Source organism: Mesorhizobium sp. BR-1-1-10, from assembly GCF_020165595.1.
Classification (GTDB): Bacteria; Pseudomonadota; Alphaproteobacteria; order Rhizobiales; family Rhizobiaceae; genus Mesorhizobium; species Mesorhizobium australicum.
Genome location: NZ_JAIUIL010000013.1, coordinates 1 through 17,523, shown reverse-complemented (window position 1 = coordinate 17,523; position 17,523 = coordinate 1). Strand labels below are relative to the sequence as shown.

16 protein-coding genes are annotated in these 17,523 nt (G+C 62.8%); 6 read left to right on the top strand and 10 right to left on the bottom strand.

Translation table 11 applies throughout. The features are described 5' to 3' along the window. Nucleotides 1–79: 79 nt before the first annotated feature. The gene (locus LB555_RS24590) at nt 80–1,066 is read right to left on the bottom strand and encodes an ABC transporter substrate-binding protein (RefSeq protein ID WP_015315459.1); all 987 of its coding nucleotides are present in this window, start codon (nt 1,064–1,066) and stop codon (nt 80–82) included. Nucleotides 1,067–1,325: 259 nt separating this feature from the next. Here LB555_RS24590 and LB555_RS24585 point away from each other — a divergent pair, with 259 nt between their 5' ends. Continuing rightward, nucleotides 1,326–2,297 (top strand): sugar-binding transcriptional regulator, encoded by a 972-nt coding sequence (locus tag LB555_RS24585; protein ID WP_015315458.1) that lies wholly within the window; start codon nt 1,326–1,328, stop codon nt 2,295–2,297. Between the two features lie 11 nt (nt 2,298–2,308). Here LB555_RS24585 and LB555_RS24580 read toward each other — a convergent pair whose 3' ends face one another. From LB555_RS24580 to LB555_RS24560, 5 genes are all read right to left on the bottom strand, one after another. Continuing rightward, nucleotides 2,309–2,677, bottom strand: a complete 369-nt coding sequence (locus tag LB555_RS24580) for a hypothetical protein (RefSeq protein WP_015315457.1) — start codon at nt 2,675–2,677, stop codon at nt 2,309–2,311. 110 nt (nt 2,678–2,787) lie between these two features. After that, on the bottom strand, nt 2,788–4,191 hold the full coding sequence (locus tag LB555_RS24575; protein WP_224684002.1) for a pyruvate dehydrogenase complex dihydrolipoamide acetyltransferase: 1,404 nt from the start codon (nt 4,189–4,191) through the stop codon (nt 2,788–2,790). 3 nt (nt 4,192–4,194) lie between these two features. Further along, the gene (locus tag LB555_RS24570; protein WP_224643024.1) at nt 4,195–5,193 is read right to left on the bottom strand and encodes an alpha-ketoacid dehydrogenase subunit beta; all 999 of its coding nucleotides are present in this window, start codon (nt 5,191–5,193) and stop codon (nt 4,195–4,197) included. Beyond that, entirely contained in the window at nt 5,193–6,221 is a 1,029-nt protein-coding gene (locus LB555_RS24565; protein ID WP_140874904.1) for a thiamine pyrophosphate-dependent dehydrogenase E1 component subunit alpha, read from the bottom strand. Before LB555_RS24565 ends, LB555_RS24570 begins: the two co-directional genes overlap by 1 nt. Before the next feature lie 2 nt (nt 6,222–6,223). After that, nucleotides 6,224–7,552, bottom strand: coding sequence for an NAD(P)H-dependent oxidoreductase (locus LB555_RS24560; protein ID WP_140662917.1), 1,329 nt, complete (start codon nt 7,550–7,552; stop codon nt 6,224–6,226). 283 nt (nt 7,553–7,835) lie between these two features. Here LB555_RS24560 and LB555_RS24555 point away from each other — a divergent pair, with 283 nt between their 5' ends. Both LB555_RS24555 and LB555_RS24550 read left to right on the top strand, forming a co-directional pair. Continuing rightward, nucleotides 7,836–8,891 carry a phosphopantetheine-binding protein gene (locus tag LB555_RS24555; protein ID WP_140712777.1) on the top strand — a complete coding sequence of 352 codons (1,056 nt, stop codon included), beginning with the start codon at nt 7,836–7,838 and terminating at the stop codon, nt 8,889–8,891. Further along, entirely contained in the window at nt 8,888–10,360 is a 1,473-nt protein-coding gene (locus tag LB555_RS24550; RefSeq protein WP_224684001.1) for a class I adenylate-forming enzyme family protein, read from the top strand. Before LB555_RS24555 ends, LB555_RS24550 begins: the two co-directional genes overlap by 4 nt. Here the strand turns inward: LB555_RS24550 and LB555_RS24545 are convergent. Then, nucleotides 10,357–12,330: a tripartite tricarboxylate transporter permease gene (locus tag LB555_RS24545; RefSeq protein ID WP_224684000.1), complete on the bottom strand. Its 1,974-nt coding sequence runs from the start codon at nt 12,328–12,330 to the stop codon at nt 10,357–10,359. The genes LB555_RS24550 and LB555_RS24545 overlap by 4 nt on opposite strands. Before the next feature lie 20 nt (nt 12,331–12,350). Next, nucleotides 12,351–13,346, bottom strand: coding sequence for a Bug family tripartite tricarboxylate transporter substrate binding protein (locus tag LB555_RS24540; protein ID WP_224683999.1), 996 nt, complete (start codon nt 13,344–13,346; stop codon nt 12,351–12,353). A 206-nt stretch (nt 13,347–13,552) separates the two neighbouring features. Between LB555_RS24540 and LB555_RS24535 the strand changes: the two genes are divergently transcribed. After that, complete coding sequence (locus LB555_RS24535) at nt 13,553–14,452, top strand: hypothetical protein (protein WP_224683998.1); 900 nt, start codon at nt 13,553–13,555, stop codon at nt 14,450–14,452. Here LB555_RS24535 and LB555_RS24530 read toward each other — a convergent pair. Both LB555_RS24530 and LB555_RS24525 read right to left on the bottom strand, forming a co-directional pair. After that, complete coding sequence (locus LB555_RS24530; protein WP_015315447.1) at nt 14,439–15,218, bottom strand: phosphodiesterase; 780 nt, start codon at nt 15,216–15,218, stop codon at nt 14,439–14,441. The two genes, LB555_RS24535 and LB555_RS24530, sit on opposite strands and share 14 nt — an antisense overlap. Before the next feature lie 66 nt (nt 15,219–15,284). Continuing rightward, entirely contained in the window at nt 15,285–16,073 is a 789-nt protein-coding gene (locus LB555_RS24525; RefSeq protein WP_015315446.1) for a 3-hydroxybutyrate dehydrogenase, read from the bottom strand. Nucleotides 16,074–16,316: 243 nt separating this feature from the next. On the opposite strand from LB555_RS24525, the gene LB555_RS24520 reads away from it, so the two are divergent. Continuing rightward, on the top strand, nt 16,317–17,105 hold the full coding sequence (locus LB555_RS24520; protein WP_015315445.1) for an acetoacetate decarboxylase: 789 nt from the start codon (nt 16,317–16,319) through the stop codon (nt 17,103–17,105). Beyond that, nucleotides 17,098–17,523, top strand: a 426-nt coding sequence (locus LB555_RS24515; protein ID WP_224683997.1) for a patatin-like phospholipase family protein, incomplete at its 3' end; no start/stop codon positions are given. The genes LB555_RS24520 and LB555_RS24515, both read left to right, overlap by 8 nt.

Sequence of the window (17,523 nt, the reverse complement as noted above, 5' to 3'; positions counted from 1 at the left end):
GGGATCGGTCAGCGGTGCGGCCGGGCTCACCTGAACTGACGAGATGCCGTCGAGACGGCATCTCGCGGGGATCGACGGCTCAGCCGCCGAACAGGTCCTGGAACTTCGCCTTGTCGGCGTCGGTCTCGGCGACGATCGCCTTGGTGTCGAACGGCATCACCTTGACCTTGACGCCTTCCGGCAGCCAGTCGGGACGACCGACCGAAGCGCGTGCCGGCAGGTAACCCATCGACAGCGCCAGCTTCTGGCCTTCATCGGACAGAATGAAGTCGACGAATTTTTTCGCACCGTCGACGTTCTTGGCGGTCTTCATGATGGCCACCGGTTCGGTCACGGCGGGCACGCCCTCCGAGGGGAACACGAATTCGACGGGCGAACCCTTCTTCTTGGCGTTCATCGCCATGAAATCGACGAGGATGCCATAGGGCTTCTCGCCCGACGCCACCGACTTCAGCACCGCGCCATTGCCGCGCACGCTGACGGTGTTGTTGGTCTTCAGCTTCTGGAAGAAATCCCAGCCATAATTGCTGTCGCCGGCGAAGCCCGAAAGCAGGTAGGCGGCGGCACCGGAATAGAGCGGGCTCGGCATGACCAGGCCATCGGCATAGGCCGGCTTGGCGAGGTCCGCCCAATGCTGCGGCTTTTCGGCGGCAGCGGTGTTGTAGACGATGCCGGTAGTGATCAGCTTGCTGCCGAAATAAGTCTTGTCGGCGTCATAGGCATCCGCCTCGATGCCGTCGAGCTTGGCCTCGGGATAGGCCAGCAGCCGGTCGTCCTTCTTCAGCAGTTCCATCGACACCGCGTCGGCGATCAGCAGCACGTCGGGCTGCGGGCTGCCTGCGGCGAACTCGGCCGCCATCTTGGTCAGGATGTCGCTGGTTCCGGAGCGATAGATGGTGACGTCGATGCCGGGCTGTGCCTTCTTGAAGGCATCCACGGTCTTGGCTGCGTCTGCCTCGGGCTGGGATGTGTAGAGCGTCAGTGTTTCGGCATTTGCCACGCCGGCAAACAAAGTTGCCGCGAGCGCCAGCTGGCTGGCCAGCAGCTGGATGAATAGCGTCTTCATGAGACCTCCTGTCTTGTCTGTGCATGACCGGTCTGGCCCCTGGCCAGCACCCCGTCTCTTCCTCCCTGCACGGCGCATATGACTGGTGGATGACACAGCGCGTGAAACCAACAAAATATGTTCATATGTACGATGTCAATTACAAATGATCACAGCTGTGCGATAATCGGCCTGCCGCGAACCCGGCATCCGATTGACGTAAGAGCGGCCTTGCCGGATGAGGACAACCGTCGGCCATGACACATGAGGGACGACATCCATGCCCACGCAAAAGCCCGCACCGGCTCGCCTGCCGATGGTCTCGTCGGACCTCAGCGTCAAGACGGCATGGCTCTATTATGTCGAGGGCTTCACGCAGGAGCAGATCGCCGAAAAGCTCGATGTCTCCAGGGTGAAGGTCATGCGTACGCTGGCCGCCTGTACCGCCGAGGGCATCGTCGTTACCATGATCAACGCGCCGACAGCCGAACAGGTGGCGCTTGAGCGGGAACTGGAAAAACGCTGGGGCCTCAACGCCGCCGTCGTCATCCCGACACCTTCGGTTCACGACCATCTGGAGAAGGCCATCGGCCACGCCGTGGCGGCCTATCTCGGCGAGCAGATGCAGGATGGCATGACGCTGGCGATCGGCGGTGGCGCCACACTGCACGCCAGCCTGGGTTTCCTCGCCCGCCGGCACTTGAAGCGCGCCTCGGTGGTGGCGCTTGTCGGCAGCCTGCCGCATTCGCAATGGATCAACCCGTCGATCGTGGCCGCCAAGGTCGCCGATGTGTTCGAGGTGGACAGCTATCAGATCACGGCGCCGGTGATGGTGGACGACCCCTCGCTGCGCGATCTCCTGTGGGCGCAGCCGACGCTGCAGGATGTGCGCCGGCGCGCCGCGGCGGCCGACATCGCATTGCTCACCGTCGGCGACATATCGCCCGATGCCACCATCTTTCGGCATGACATCGTGCCGTCATCGCTGATTACACCCTTGAAGGCAAAAGGCGCGGTCGCCAACATGCTATGCTATTTCGTCGATGCCGCCGGCAGGCTCGTCGATCACGAAGTCAACCGGCGCGTCATGGCGATCGACCTCGATGTTGTCGCCCATGTGCCGAATGTCGTGCTGGCCGCCGGCGGAAAGCGCAAGGTGGCGGCAATCCTCGCCGCGCTCAAGGCTGTCAACACCAATGTGCTGATCACCGACAGCGACACCGCTATGGCGCTGCTAGCCAAGGCCGGCTGAGATGCCTGGGTTTAAATCAACCCGCGCTCGCGCAAAAAATCCTCGACGCCGACATGGGTCATGGATTCGAATTCGGCGATCGCTTCGGCCACGCGTCTGCGCTGCCCCGCCAGCAGGGTGAACACCTGCTTCATCTCGCCCGAAACGCCAAAACGGCTCCAGCGCTCGGCGATATGCGCGGGCAGGCCGATATCACTGCAGAACGCATCGAGGCTGTCATAGCCTAGGCTGACGACAAGCTGCCTTGTCTCTTCCGCCGACATGCGTGGCTCGAAAGCATGATCGTGCAGGCGCTGCGCCACCAGCTTGATGTCGGAAGGCGACGCGCCCATGACCCTGCCGAACAAGGTTTTGACGTCAGACGGGTCGAATGCAGGCATGTTGGCCTCCCTTGGTCGCGATCACCAGAGAACATGGGTCAAGGTTCGGTGCCTGACAAGTCGTTTCATCATAAGCCGGCGCATCATTGGCGCCGGCTTACGGCAGGAGCCTAGACCAGCATGCCCATCGGATTCTCGATCAGCTTCTTGAAGGCGACCAGCAGTTCGGCTCCCAGCGCGCCATCAACCGCACGATGGTCAGTCGACAGCGTCACCGACATCACGGTGGCTATTCTGATCTCGCCGTTCCTGACCACCGCCCGCTCCTCGCCGGCGCCGACCGCCAGGATCGTCGCATGCGGCGGGTTGATGACGGCGGCAAAGTCCTTGATGCCGAACATGCCGAGATTGGAGACGGCGGTCGTGCCGCCTTGATATTCCTCCGGCTTCAGCTTGCGGCTGCGCGCGCGGCTGGCCAGGTCCTTCATCTCGTTGGAGATGACCGACAGCGTCTTTTCATCGGCATGCCGGATGATCGGCGTGATCAGGCCACCGGGGATCGAAACGGCGACGCCGACATCGGCATGCCTGTGCATGACCATGGCGCTCTCGGTCCATGAGGCATTGGCATCCGGCACCGCCTTCAAGGCCATCGCCATCGCCTTGATGACCATGTCGTTGACCGACAGCTTGTAGACGGGCGCCTCACCCTTGTCGGTCTTTTTCACCGGTGCCGCGGCATTGAGCTGAGTGCGCAAAGCCAGCAGCGCGTCGAGTTCGCAGTCGAGCGTCAGATAGAAATGCGGGATGGAGGTTTTTGCTTCGACCAGACGCCGCGCGATGGTCTTGCGCATATTGTCGTGCGGGACGAGTTCGTAGGAGCCTTGCTCGAACAGGCGCAACACATCCCCCTCCCCCTTGAGGGGAGGGTGGCCGGCCGCAGGCCGGTCGGGTGGGGTCGGTTGGACCGGACTCGGCGCAAAAGCGGTGCCTCCTGAGGCGACCCCCTCCGTCCGCTTCGCGGACACCTCCCCCTCGAGGGGGGAGGAGAGTACCGCATCGATATCCGCCTTTACGACGCGGCCATGTGGGCCTGTGCCTGATATGCCGGAGAGATTCAGTCCTGCTTCACGAGCCAATCGACGCGCCAAGGGTGTAGCGCGGGTTTTCCCCTCCCCCTCGAGGGGAGGGTGGCCGGCCAAAGGCCGGTCGGGTGGGGTCGGTTCGACCGGACTCAACGCGAGGGCGGTGCCTTCTGAGGCAACCCCCTCTGTCGACTTCGTCGACATCTCCCCCTCAAGGGGTGAGATTGGCGCCTTGTCCTTATAAGCCTCGCCGTCAGCATAAATCCAAGCCACCGCCGATCCGACCGCGATATCGACTCCTTCCTTGCCGGTCACGTCGCGCAACACACCACTGGCCGGAGCGTCGATCTCCATCGCGGCCTTGTCGGTCTCGATCTCGAACAGCACGTCGCCCTTCTTGACCGTGGCGCCTTCCTCGGCGAACCAGCGCGAAATCTGTCCGGTCGCCATATCCATGTCGACCTTGGGAAGAATGACTTCGGTCGGCATGGATCAGCGAACCCCTTTGACGAGGTCGCGCGCGGCGGTGACGATGTCGGGAACCTGCGGCACCGTCGCTTTTTCCAGCTCCGGATTGTAGGGGATCGGCGTTTCCGCACCGCCCAGCCGCACGATCGGCGCATCGAGATAGTCGAACGCCTCGCTTTCGGCGATCATGGCGCTGACCTCGGCGCCGATGCCCAGCGTCTTGACCGCCTCATAGACGCACATCAGCCGCGAGGTCTTCTTGACGCTGTCGATAACGGTCTGCTTGTCCATCGGCCGAATGGTCCGGAGGTCCACGACTTCGACGTCGATGCCGTCGGCCTCCAGTGCGGCGGCGGCGTCGAGCGCCTTCTGCACCATGATCGAGGTGGCGACGATGGTGAGATCACGGCCCTCGCGGCGGATATCTGCCTTGCCGATCGGCACGGTGTAATAGCCTTCGGGCACCGGGCCCTTCATCTTGTAGAGCAGCTTGTGCTCGAAGATCATCACCGGATCGGGATCGGCGACCGCAGCCAGAAGCATGCCTTTGGCATCATGGGGCGTCGACGGCTGGATAACCTTCAGGCCCGGCACATGGCCAAGCCAAGCTTCCAGGCTCTGGCTGTGCTGCGCGGCGGCACCGGTACCGGAGCCGGCGGGAAAGCGCATCACGACGGGCACCGAAACCTCGCCGCCCAGCATGAAGCGCATCTTGGCAGCCTGGTTGACGATCTGCTCCATCGCCAGCGTGGCGAAATCGGAGAACTGGAATTCGAAGATCGGCCGCATGCCGGTCAGCGCGGCGCCGACAGCGACCCCCGCACCGCCCAGTTCGGAAATCGGCGTGTCCAGCACCCGGTCCGCGCCGTAACGATCGACGAGGTCGCCGGTCACCTGGAAGGCGCCGCCATAGACGCCGATGTCCTCGCCCATCAGGAAGACGCGCTCGTCCATGTCCATGGCGATCGCCATGGCTTCCTGGATCGCCTGGGCGTAGCTCAGTTCACGCACCATCGCGTCCATCACGCCTGCTCCGTATACACGTAATTGCCGGTCTCGCTGACGTCAGGCGACGGGCTCCCCTTGGCGAACTCGATGCCGTCGGCGATCTCCCGCGCCACCACCTCGCGGATGGCTTCGATGCCCTTGTCGTCGATGAATCCGAATTCCCGCAATTCGTTCTCGAACAGTGTGATCGGATCGCGGTTCGACATCCAGTCCTCGATCTCTTCCTTGGTCCGGTAGCGATTGCGGTCGCTCTTGGAATGGCCGCGATGGCGATAGGTCTTGGACTCGATCAGCGTCGGCCCCTCACCCGCCCGTGCCCGCTCGACCGCCTTGTACGAAGCCTCGGCGACCTCGGAGAAGATGTTGCCGTTGACGATGACGCCCGGCATCGAATAGGCGGCGGCGCGGTCGGCGATGTTCTTGACCGCGGTGGACCGGGCAGTCGACGTCGACATGCCGTAGCCATTGTTCTCGCAGACGAAAATCACCGGCAGCTTCCAGACCGCGGCCATGTTGAGCGCCTCGTGGAAGGCGCCTTCATTGTTGGCACCGTCGCCGAAGAAGGAGACGACAACCTTGCCGGTCTTCATCATCTTGGCGGACAGCGCGGCGCCGACGGCAATCGGAATGCCGCCGCCGACAATGCCATTGGCGCCGAGATTGCCCTTGGCGACATCGGCGATGTGCATCGAACCGCCGCGGCCCTTGCAATAGCCGGTGGTCTTGCCGAAGAATTCCGCGAACATGCGCTTCACCTCGGCGCCCTTGGCGATGCAGTGGCCGTGGCCGCGATGGGTCGAGGTGATCTGGTCGTCCTCGCCAAGCGGCATGCAGATGCCCATGGCGCTCGCCTCCTGGCCGATCGACAGATGCATGGTGCCGTGGATGAGGCCGCGCGTGTAGCTTTCTTCCGCGCCCTCCTCGAAGCGGCGGATCAGGTACATCTTGTAGAGCACCTGCTTCAGCTGCTCGGCGCTGTACTGGCGATAGACGAAGGGCAGGTTGGCGCGGCTGTCCGCGACGGCTTTGCTGGCTCCGGCCATGGTTACGCCTCCACGGTTCCGTAGACGAGCTTGTCCTGACGGGCGCGCAGTTCGGCGATCTTGGAGCCCGCTGCCGGGGCGGCATTGGCGTAGGTGATGAGCTCACCCTTCTTGATCGGCGCCGTCACCGACCCGCCCTGCAGCAGGCCGCATGGAATGGCCCTCGCGGCATGCGCTTCCGGTGCAGTCATGATCCAGGCGCGGTAGCAATATTCGCCGATCGCATCGAGCTTCTCGCCGGGCTGCATGTCCTTCTTGGCCACGGCGGCCACTTCGGCTACCGGCTTGGCCAGCGGCACCATGTCGGCCTTGCCGTAGAGCACGACGCGGGCGCAGGTCAGCGGCACTTCGAGCGAGGTCAGGTGATAGGGACGATGGAACGTGAAGTACGGGCCCTTGCCCATCTTCAAATCTTCCATGCGCTCCGAAATGCGCGGATGCGACATGTCGGCGACGACGAAGACACCGGGCGCGACACCCTTGCCGATCGAATAGTCGACGACGCCGACCCTCGACAGCACGCCGCCATCCTTCTGCGGCACCAGCACCTTGTTCAATTCGCCGAGCGTCGCGGCCGGGCCATGCATGCCGGCCTTGTCGGGCACCAGCCCGGTGGCGTTGGCGATCGCCGCCATCTCGACCATGGTCTTGGAGCCGTCGACGAACTCCACCAGCATGCGCACATTCATGTGCCGGCGCATGGCCTCCTCCTCATAGGCGGGCGGCGTGGCGTCGATGTTGAGCGGGTTGTTCTTGCCCTTGCCGGCGGCGACGATCGGGTGGCCCATCGCCGAGACGAACTCGATCAGTTCCATGCAGGAGGACGGCTCGTCGCCGGCGCCGAGCGAATAGGTGACGCCGAGCCGGTCGGCCTCGCTCTTGAGATAGGCGCCGATGGTGACGTCGGCCTCGACATTCATCATCACCAGATGCTTGCCGTGCTCCATGGCGCGCAAGCCGATTTCGGCGCCGACGGCGGGAACGCCGGTGGCATCGATGACGACGTCGATAAGATCGTTGTTGATGACCAGGCTGGCGTCGTTTGTCACCGCCACCTTGCCGGCTTCCATGGCGGCCGTCATCGCCGAGGCGTTCGATACCTCGCGCGCATGGCCGGTTTCCTGGAAGGCGATATCCACCGCCTTGCTGGCGGCGGGCAGGTTCAGCTCGGAGATCGCGCCGATCTCTATGCCCGACATATGGGCGACGCGGGTGACGATGTCGGTTCCCATTTCGCCCGAGCCGATCAGCCCGATCCGGATCGGCTTGCCCGATTTGCCGCGTTCCTCGAGATCGCGGGCAAGGCCCGTCAACGAAACATTGGACGCCATACCGCTCATTCCTCCCATAACGCAGGCTTGTTCAATTGCCTGACGGGTATTGAACATCTGTATTTCTGTCAAGACTAATGTCCAAATCTGCGTGCTTTTGCAACACTTACACAACTGGACAAAAGGCCGTTGCGGAGCCGGCAAATCGCGACTTTCCGCGTTGCCGTGGCGAGACAAGCACGCCAGCGGCGGCTCGACGCGCGGCGCACAGGACACTTGTTAGGGGCTCTCACCCTGCGTAAAAGCGTTAGCAGTGAACATCCGTCGGTTAGGGGCTTTTCCGATGAACGTCCAACAACGGGTTAGACCTGTGCCACCGCCGGGCGATGGACCGGCCCATGCGATTGCCGGCATCTTCGCCGCGGAATTGAAGGTGCCGGCCGTCGGCTTCGACGACAATTTCTTCGATCTCGGCGGCGATTCGCTGATGGCGGAGACTCTAGTGCTTGCCGTGCAGAAGCGGTTCGGCGTGAGATTGCAGACTTCCATCCTGCTCGAAGCGCAGACACCGCGGGAATTCGGCCGGTTGATCGCATCGCTGGTGCCGGAGCATCCGGCCCGTGAGCTGATCGTGCCGGTGTCCGGCAGCGTCGGCCAGGAGCCGATCGCGATGATCCACGGCATCACCGGCTCGGCCTTGTTCGCCAATCGCTTCAGCAGGCGTCTGAAAGAGAAATACGCGATCATGGCGGTGCGCGGCATGGGCACGGAACCCGGCGAGACGCCCTATTCCACCATGGCCGAAATCGGCACCAACTATTTTGAAGCCTTCACCTCGGTAACAGGCAGGCACCCCGAAGTCATCGGCGGCATATGCGTGGGTGGCCTGCTCGCGATCGAGGTCGGCCGGCTGAGCCATGAGGCGACGGGCAAGCGGCCGGCGATCGTGCTCATCGATCCGCCGTCGCCAGGTTCGGCCTGGCTGAAGCCGATGCCCGACGATCGCCTCACCGAGAGGAGGCGGCGCGATATCGTGCGCAAGGTGGTCTACTGGCGCCTGTTGCGGGACACGCTGAAGGCGGTCGGTCTCGGACAGACACGCCTGGGGCGCCATCTGCGCAAGAAGGCATACAAGAGCGCGCTGCTGCAGGCCGCAGCCGGTTTTGTGCCCTCGTCCTACCCCTGCGACATCCTCATCCTCGCCAGTTCCGAATGGGGAGCCACCACCGTGAAGGACTACAAGGGCTGGGCGTCTAACGAGGCCAGCGTGAAAACGGTCGTCATGCCGGGTACGCACAACAAATTCCGCAAGGCCAACATGGACGCGATCGACGCGGAGATCTTGACGTTCCTCTCCGCCCGAAGCGAGGCCCCACGCGAAAACCCGCATCGTCAATGAGTTTTGGTTGGCAGATACTGGAGGCCTTCGCTGCCCATGGCGACAAGGTCGCGATGGTCAGCGGCCGGTCTGATATCACCTATTCCCAGGCCCTGACGCAGAGCGGACATCTTGCAGCCAATTTCGGCGCATCGGGCATCCGACCGGGCGACCGCGTCGGCCTCGCCATGCTCGACAACATCGACGTGATCCTTTCGATCCTCGCCTGCTGGAAAATCGGCGCGACCCCTGTTGTCGTCGACTTTCGAACTCCCAGGAGTCAGCGAGCCAGGCAGGCCCGCGACTTCGATCTGAGAATGGTTTTTGAAAGCCGCGCCATGCCGGGCAATGAGGTCTATCCGAACGCCCTTTTCGAGGCTGGCTGGAAATCGGATTCGGCGCCGGGATCCGACATCCGCCCCCCGGCGAGCGATGCCGTCCCGGCCTTTTTGATCTTTTCGTCCGGCACGACGGGCGATCCAAAGGCCTACACCCAGTCGCATGAGGCACTCGCCAGGCGCATCGCGGCGCGCCGCGGCGTTGTGGAGGGAACCGCCAAACGATTCCTGACGCCGATGGCCCTGTCATACTCGGCAATGCGTCACCAGGTCTTCGGTTATCTGCTTTACGGGGGAATCGTTCGGTTCTTTCCTCCCTTGTTCACCCCCTCGGAGCTCATCGAGGCGCTGCTCTCGTTCCAGGCAAGCGGCACGGCGCTGGCGCCATCAGTCATTGCCCGGATGGTCAAGGAGGTGGGCGAACGCGCAACCCACCTGCTTCCCCAGCTTTCCGTTCTCTACAGCGTAGGCGGACCGGCCAGAGGCGAAGACAAGATCGCTGCCTACCGCTATCTCTCCTCTGGATACCGGATAAGCTACTCATCGAGCCTTACCGGCATCATATCCTCGCTATGGGGTGAGGATATTCTGGCAAAGCCCGAAAGCGCCGGCCGTCCGGTCGCCGGCGCACAGGTCGAAATCCTCGGTGCCGATGGCCGCGTGTTGCCGCAAGGTGAGCGCGGGCTGATCAAGGCATGGACGCCGACCATGGCATCCGCGGTCCTGATGCCCGGCAACCGCCTGTTCGTCGATCCGCAGATCATGAGCTCCGACTGGGGCATCCCCGGTGATATCGGATTTCTGGACGCCGACGGATTTATCACGATCGTCGATCGGGAGGCCGATATGATCGTTCGCGGCGGCGTCAGTGTCGCGCCGCAGGAGCTTGAAAAACTGATCCGCACCCATGCCAAGGTGCAGGACGTCGCCGTGGCCGGCTTTCCAGATGAGACCATGGGGCAGGAAATCGCCGCCTTCATCGTCTCAGACTGCGGAACCGTCGAGGAATTCCAGGCCTTCATGCGCACCAACATCGCGCCCGACCGGCGGCCGCGCGAGATCAGGCTGGTCGCCTCGTTGCCTTACAGCGGCAACGGCAAGCTGCTACGCCGCCAACTGGTCGAAACGCTGGCGCCGCATAAGGGGTCTTAGAAAATCCCGCTAATGCCTGTGAGCCACGGAGTCGGCCAGGGCTGGGATGCCAGCATGTCGAAGACCGAATAGACGAAGGCCGTCGCGGCGGCAGCGATCACCAGGGATGACCGCCTCGACTTCGTCCCAAGCACCGTGATGCTGCCGGCAACGAAGATGAAGGTCGCTGCCAGGTGACCGACCAACAGGATGAGAAAGGCGAGGGCCAGGCAAAGGCCGATGATCGCGAGATTGCCTTTCATGGTGGGTTCCGAAACCGGAGACCATTCGCCTGGTATCGCGGCAGGCGCGGATAGGACAGGCGTGGCCCGCCTGCGCCATCGCAGCGACGCCTGCACTGTGGTCACCAGCGAAAACACCATCAGGAATCCAGCCGTGATGACCGGGAAAATGGCGGCCTCGAAGGGAAAGCCGGTCACAGCCGTCACCAACGCCGCGAACGCCAGCAATGTCATGGTGGCACCTGCGACAATGTCGGGCAGCGCGGGGGGCAGCGGCCCGCCGGGATTTCTGGCCCTGATCCACGACAGCGTCTGCCTGACGAGACCGACCACGGCCAGTCCAAGCAGGATGAGCACCAGCGGCTGGGCAAGCCACGACCAGCCGGAAATCTGATAGGCGAGAAAGAAATAGTTCTCGAGGCTCGGGCCGAGCACGAATCCCAATGAAAAGGCCGAGCGCGGCCAGTTGAGTTCCTTCATCGCCATGCCGACGGCGCCGACGCCGATGACCAGCGCGAAATCGAAGGCGCTCATATTGGTCTGGTATGCACCAACCACGATGAAGGTGACCACCAGCGGCACCAGGATGGCGGCCGGAACCTGCGCGACGCGCGCCAGAGGCCGGGTCAGCACAAGGCAGGTCACCGCGCCTACGATATTTGCCACGGCGATGCTGAACACCATCGACATGGTGAGCGCGGCATTCTTGCCCAGCATGTCGGGGCCGGGAACGAGCCCATGGACGACAAAGGCGCCGAGCAGGATGCTCATCGAGGCCGAACCCGGCACGCCGAAGGCGATGGTCGGGATGAGCGAGCCGCCTTCCTTGGCATTGTTGGCGCTCTCGGGCGCGATGACGCCCCTGACATTGCCTTCGCCGAATTTCGGTCCCGAGCCAGGCCGCCGTGACGCATGGCCATAGGCGATCCAGTCCAGCACCGCGATGCCGACACCGGGAACTGCGCCCAGCAGCGAACCGATGCTGCTGCATCGCAGCACCAGCGGCCACTCCCGCAGCGTGTCCCTGATGCCTTGCCACATGCCCGCATAAGTCGGTCGCTCCGCATTGCCCTGGATGGAACCTCGCAACAGGAGCGAAGCCAGCTCCGGTAGGCCGAACAGGCCGAGAAACACCAGGGCCACCGGCAGACCGTCCCAGAGATAGATTTCACCAAAGGTCCACCGGTCGATGCCGGCGATCTTATCGATGCCGACAAATGAGGCGAGCATGCCGAGCATTGCCGCGGCCAGCCCCTTCAGCGGCTGGCTCCCGGCCAGCATCGCGACGATGGAGAGGCCGAAGGCGCAGATGGCGAAGAAGTCCGGCGTCTTTAGATAGAGAACAAGCGGTCGCATGATGGGAATAGCCGCGGCAAGCACCAGAGCGCCAAACACGCCGCCAATCATCGACGCGGAATAGGAGGCGCCGAAGGCGCGCGCGGCTTCGCCTTTCTTGGCCATGGCATGGCCGTCGAGCACCGTCGCCGCCGCTCCGACCGAGCCCGGAACCCCAAACAGGATGGCCGGGATCGTATCGGAGGTGGTATTGACCGATCCCATACCGAGCAGGAGCGCGAAGGCGGCATAGGCGTCCATGTTGTAGGTCATCGGGATGAGCAGGGCCATCGCGAACAGCCCGCCAATGCCCGGGACAACGCCGACGACGAGGCCGACGAAAACGCCGGTCACCAGCATCAGCATGCGAAACGGCTGGGCCATCTCGACGACGGCGGTGAGTATCAGATCCACCGTTGAGCCTCGCCGGGAATCTACTTCACCAGATTTCTGGCGGTCTCGAACACATCCGGATCCACCTTCAACTGCTCCGAGACAAGCCGGCTTATGTCTTCGCCGCTGGTGGCGTTGACGGTCATTTCGCTAAGCTTGTCGATGTCGGCCAGGAACGCCTTATCCCTGACCATCTCCATATATCCCTTGCGCAGCGCTTCGACCGTCTCCTTGGGCGTGCCCGGTGGGACAACCAACGGATGATGGAACTGCAAAGCCGTCTCGATCAGCGCGGCCGCTTCACGGACCTTCGGGTCGTCGATCCTAGCAGTGAACTTCTCCTGGCCTGCAACGATGCCTTGGCCGAAGGTACCAATGAGGTTGAGCGCGTCGCGGTTTTCGGAGATGTTGTAACTGGAGACTCCGCACATTCCGGCGATCTCGCCTCGCTGCATCGCCAGTTCGATATCGGCCGTGCCTTCAAAGCCGGTGACGACCTTGAACTTTGCCTTCAAGCCGTTCTTGACCAGCGCCGCGAAAATATAGGTCACGCTGCTCTTGCCGGTCGCCCCAATCAGGAAATCGGACTGCAGGAACTTGTCCATCGTGTCGACGCCGGAACTCTTGGCCGTCAGGCAATAGGCCGGCTCGTTGACGAGCGAGCCAATCCATTGCAGGGCAAGCGGATCGAAATTGGCGTTCTGGGGATCGAGCACCGGCGCATATGACATGGCTTCGCTGACGGAAGCGATGACGCTGCCGTCGGCCGGCTCGCTGCGCAACACCATCTTGGTGAGCTTCAGGCTGCCGCCCCCGGGCACATTCTGGACGACTATATCCGGATTGCCGGGAAGGAACCGGCCGAAGTGGCGAGCGATCAGCCGCGATGTCTGGTCATAGCCCCCGCCGGGGCCATAGCCGACCTTGATCGTGATTGTCTTGAATTCGACCGCTTGCGCCCGGGCGCCCGTGGCAAAGGCAATGCTGGCGGCAACGAAGGGAATGGCGCGCAATGCGCGGAAGATCGCAACCAACATATCAACCCCGTGCAGAACCCGGATGGCGTTTTAGCGCTACGATGTCGCGATTGATAGCGCCCGCGACCAGATCAGGTTGAAATACAGCATGCGTGTACGACAAGCCGGTGGTCGCAAAAATTCGCGGTTCAAGGCCGGGGTTGTGGGAAGATGAGCTTCGCCTTATGGGAGCATGCATCCGATTTGGAGCAATGGCGAAGTTTGTAATGAGCTGGAAGCCGGCCAAGGGCCTTGTTGATCTGCTGAACCACAACTGGCCTGTCAGAAAGGCCAAGGCTTTTCGCAACGCCTTGATTGAGCGTGATTTTCGCGGGCGCGGCGTTGCCGAAGGCCTGAAATTCACCGAGGAGCTGCTGCAAACCGGTTCCCGGCGCTTCTGCTTTGTCATAGCCTTCAACACGCCCTGGGTCATCGATGCGCTCACCCGAGCCTGGCAATTGTATTCCTCTGGGATGACGCTGGTGGTCATCGACAATTCATCCGATCGATCGGCAAGGGTGCGTATCGCGGACATCTGCCGGGCGCGAAAAACCGCTTATTTCGGTTTGCCTCGGAACCGGGAAAGCCATCCCAACCGGTCGCACGGGATATCCATGAACTGGATCTTCCACAACATCGTTCGGCCTTTGCGGCCGGAGCTTTTCGGATTTCTGGATCACGACTGCTTTCCGACCGTCCCCGTGGACATCGCCGCGACGATGGAGGGAAAAATCGTCCACGGCTCAAAGCGCCCAGCGCAAGCGGACCCCGAGGCCTGGTTCATGTGGGCTGGGTTCTGCTTCTTCCGCTTCAGCGCCGTGCAAGGACTGGACCTGGACTTCACACCGCGTTTTGTCAGCGGAATGGACACCGGCGGCGGAAACTGGAGCCTGCTGTATCGCGGACTTGGCGAGAACGATGTTTCCGATGCGCAAAAGACGGCAGCCGATCTCGATGTTGATGGGATGGAAGCGGACCATCGGATGCTGGGCGGCGCCTTTTTCCACGTCGGCGGCGCCTCGCACAGAAAATTGGTCATGACCCCACAGTATCGGCGGCTGATCTCCGATTATGTATGGGAGACCCATCTTGGCGGCGGCGAAAGCCGCCTCGTCAAGGATCCTTGACCGGCTCGGGCCGGCCCGTCTCAAAATCGTGGAAATGGACGACCACTCCATCCGCATCGATGAAGATGACGGCATAGGCGGGCGGCTCGTGGCCCAGCCGCCAGCTGTCCGAAAAATCGAGGGCGCTCTGATGATTGGTGCTGCGCAGCGTGCTGACCGGTATGCCGCGCCAGCTGCCGGCGATCAGCCTGTGGACATGGCCGGCAAAGATGTGGCCGACATTGCCGTGGCGCCGGAGATTGTCATGGAAGGCATCGGCGTCGGCGAGCCTGACCTCGTCGAGCACCGGCATGTGAATGCGGAACGGCGGGTGGTGCATGAAGAGGAAGACCGGCCTGTCGCGCGCTTCGTGCAGCTTCTCGTCCAGCCAGTCGAGACGGGCCGCGCACAGCCTGCCCTCGACATGTCCGCTGTCCAGCGTGTCGAGCAGGATCAGGCGGCCATCGCCGCCATCGAAAACGCTCTGGACAAACCCGCGCTCGGCCGGCGCTTCCGGGAACATTTCGAGAAAAAGCGCCCTGTCGTCGTGGTTGCCGAGCATCAGCCGGCAAGGCGGCACGAACCGCGCCAGCGCCTCTCGCAACGCCGCATAGGCGGCGCGCTCGCCATCATTGCTCAGGTCGCCTGATATCACCACCAGGTCGGCATCGGCATGGTTCCTGCCGATATCCGCCAGGCAGGCTTCCAGCCGCGCGAGCGGATCCGAACCGTAGAGATAACCACCGAGCGCCATCAGATGCGGATCGGAGAGCTGGATGATTTTCATGGGCCGCGCACTGCCTTCCCGCCGGCGCCCTGGCGTTGGCCCTGAAGGCGGCATGTTTCGACCAATTTACTGTGCCGTCCAGCCGCCATCCATCGGTAACGTCGTGCCGGTGATCTGCCTGGCCGCATCCGAGCACAGGAACAATGCCAGTGCCGCAAGCTCTTCGACAGTAACGAATTCCTTGGTCGGCTGCGCCGCCAGCAGCACGTCGTGCTTGACCTGTTCCTCGGTCATGCCGCGCGCCTTCATCGTGTCGGGGATCTGCTTTTCGACCAGCGGCGTCCAGACATAGCCGGGCGCGATCGCGTTCACGGTGATGCCGTCCTGCGCGACTTCCAGCGCCACCGTCTTGGTCAGGCCTGATATGCCGTGCTTGGCCGAGACATAGGCCGACTTGAACGGCGAGGCGACCAGCGCGTGCGCGGAAGCCGTGTTGACGATGCGGCCCCATTTGCGTGCCTTCATGCCGGGCACCACCGCCTTGATGGCGTAGAAGGCGGCCAAAAGGTTGATGCGGATGATGGCTTCCCATTTGTCGTCGGGAAACTCCTCGATCGGCGCCACATGCTGGATGCCGGCATTGTTGACCAGTATGTCGAGGCTGCCGAGCGCCTCTTCCGCGTCATGGATCATGGCTGTGACCGCGGCGCCATCCATCATGTTGGCATCGGAATAGCGGCACTTGACGCCGAAATCCTTCTCGATGCCGGCGCGCTCCCGCTCGATGGCGGCAGCATCGCCAAGACCGTTGATGGTGACGTTGGTGCCCTCGGCGGCAAAGGCGCGGGCGATTGCCAGGCCGATACCGCTGGTCGAGCCGGTGACGAGGGCATTCTTCGAAGACAGGGAACCCATGGGAGATCTCGCGCGAGGTGGGAGGGAACATGACGATATAATTGTGCGTCGCAGCATGACAATGGCAGAGCCATGTGTCGATGCGATTACAGCCAGACGACAACGCCTGCTTGTCCTCGCCCGGTTCGGAAACCTGGTCGTTAGGCTGACACGGCACTGTCATGGTGCCGTGCAACATAATCGTTGCGCATTCGCGCGATCCTTCCTGAACGAATTCGTCCGACAGAACCTTGGGGCACCAGCATGGAAATCGCCGATGTCGTGAAGCGCGCCTATGCGATGCCGCTCACCAATCCCTCGTTCCCGCCAGGGCCCTATCGCTTCTTCGACCGCGAATACATCATCATCACCTATCGCACGACACGCGAGGCGCTCGAGGCCGTCGTGCCGGCGCCGCTTGAAATCGACGAGCCGCTGGTCAAGTACGAATTCATCCGCATGCCGGACTCCACCGGCTTCGGCGACTACACCGAGACCGGCCAGGTCATCCCGGTGCGCTACAAGGGCCAGCATGGCGGCTACGTCCATTCGATGTATCTCGACGATGACGCGCCGATCGCCGGCGGCCGCGAGTTGTGGGGGTTTCCAAAGAAACTCGCCAATCCCAAGATCGTCCATGAAGGCGAGGTAATCGTCGGCACGCTGCACTATGGCAGGGTTCTGTGCGCCACCGGCACGATGGGCTACAAGCATCGTGAGGCCGATCATGACCAGGTGCTCGCCTCGCTCGCCGCCCCCAATTTCCTCATCAAGATCATCCCCCATGTCGACGGCACGCCGCGCATCTGCGAGCTGGTCCGCTACTACCTCACCGATATCACGCTGAAGGAAGCCTGGACGGCGCCCGCCGCGCTCGATCTGCGGCCCCATGTCATGGCCGACGTGGCGAAGCTGCCCGTGCTCGACATCGTGTCGGCGGTTCACTTCAAGGCCGATCTGACGCTCGGCCTGGGCGAAGTCGTGCATGATTACCTCGCTGACCACAGCCGATCCGCTGCCAGCGCAACCCAGCTGGAGAAAGTCAGTGCTTGATCGTAACCGCAACAAGGCAGCCGTCGCCACCATCGAGGAAATCACGGCGCAGTATGACCGTATCGCGCTGGTCTTTCAGGGCGGCGGCGCGCTCGGCGCCTATCAGGCCGGGGTCTATCAGGCGCTGGCCGATGCCGGCTGCGAGCCGACCTGGCTATCCGGCGTCTCCATCGGCGCCATCAATGCCGCGATCATCGCAGGCAACGAGCCGAGCCGCCGGCTGCAGCGGCTGGAACAGTTCTGGCAGACGATTTCCGGCCGCAAGATCTGGTCCTATACGCCCGAAGGCGACATCTACCGCGATATCCGCAACCAGACCTCGTCGTTGATGACGATGACGATGGGCCAGCCCGGCTTCTTCAAGCCGCGCAATCCCAATCCCTGGTTCCAGCTGTCGGGCGCCGCAGGCGCCCCCCGC

Excerpts from the sequence above, each read along its gene's own strand:
- LB555_RS24590 (WP_015315459.1), bottom strand. The coding sequence starts at position 1,066 with ATGAAGACGCTATTCATCCAGCTGCTGGCCAGCCAGCTGGCGCTCGCG.
- LB555_RS24585 (WP_015315458.1), top strand. The coding sequence starts at position 1,326 with ATGCCCACGCAAAAGCCCGCACCGGCTCGCCTGCCGATGGTCTCGTCG.
- LB555_RS24580 (WP_015315457.1), bottom strand. The coding sequence starts at position 2,677 with ATGCCTGCATTCGACCCGTCTGACGTCAAAACCTTGTTCGGCAGGGTC.
- LB555_RS24575 (WP_224684002.1), bottom strand. The coding sequence starts at position 4,191 with ATGCCGACCGAAGTCATTCTTCCCAAGGTCGACATGGATATGGCGACC.
- LB555_RS24570 (WP_224643024.1), bottom strand. The coding sequence starts at position 5,193 with ATGGACGCGATGGTGCGTGAACTGAGCTACGCCCAGGCGATCCAGGAA.
- LB555_RS24565 (WP_140874904.1), bottom strand. The coding sequence starts at position 6,221 with ATGGCCGGAGCCAGCAAAGCCGTCGCGGACAGCCGCGCCAACCTGCCC.
- LB555_RS24560 (WP_140662917.1), bottom strand. The coding sequence starts at position 7,552 with ATGGCGTCCAATGTTTCGTTGACGGGCCTTGCCCGCGATCTCGAGGAA.
- LB555_RS24555 (WP_140712777.1), top strand. The coding sequence starts at position 7,836 with ATGAACGTCCAACAACGGGTTAGACCTGTGCCACCGCCGGGCGATGGA.
- LB555_RS24550 (WP_224684001.1), top strand. The coding sequence starts at position 8,888 with ATGAGTTTTGGTTGGCAGATACTGGAGGCCTTCGCTGCCCATGGCGAC.
- LB555_RS24540 (WP_224683999.1), bottom strand. The coding sequence starts at position 13,346 with ATGTTGGTTGCGATCTTCCGCGCATTGCGCGCCATTCCCTTCGTTGCC.
- LB555_RS24535 (WP_224683998.1), top strand. The coding sequence starts at position 13,553 with ATGAGCTGGAAGCCGGCCAAGGGCCTTGTTGATCTGCTGAACCACAAC.
- LB555_RS24530 (WP_015315447.1), bottom strand. The coding sequence starts at position 15,218 with ATGAAAATCATCCAGCTCTCCGATCCGCATCTGATGGCGCTCGGTGGT.
- LB555_RS24525 (WP_015315446.1), bottom strand. The coding sequence starts at position 16,073 with ATGGGTTCCCTGTCTTCGAAGAATGCCCTCGTCACCGGCTCGACCAGC.
- LB555_RS24520 (WP_015315445.1), top strand. The coding sequence starts at position 16,317 with ATGGAAATCGCCGATGTCGTGAAGCGCGCCTATGCGATGCCGCTCACC.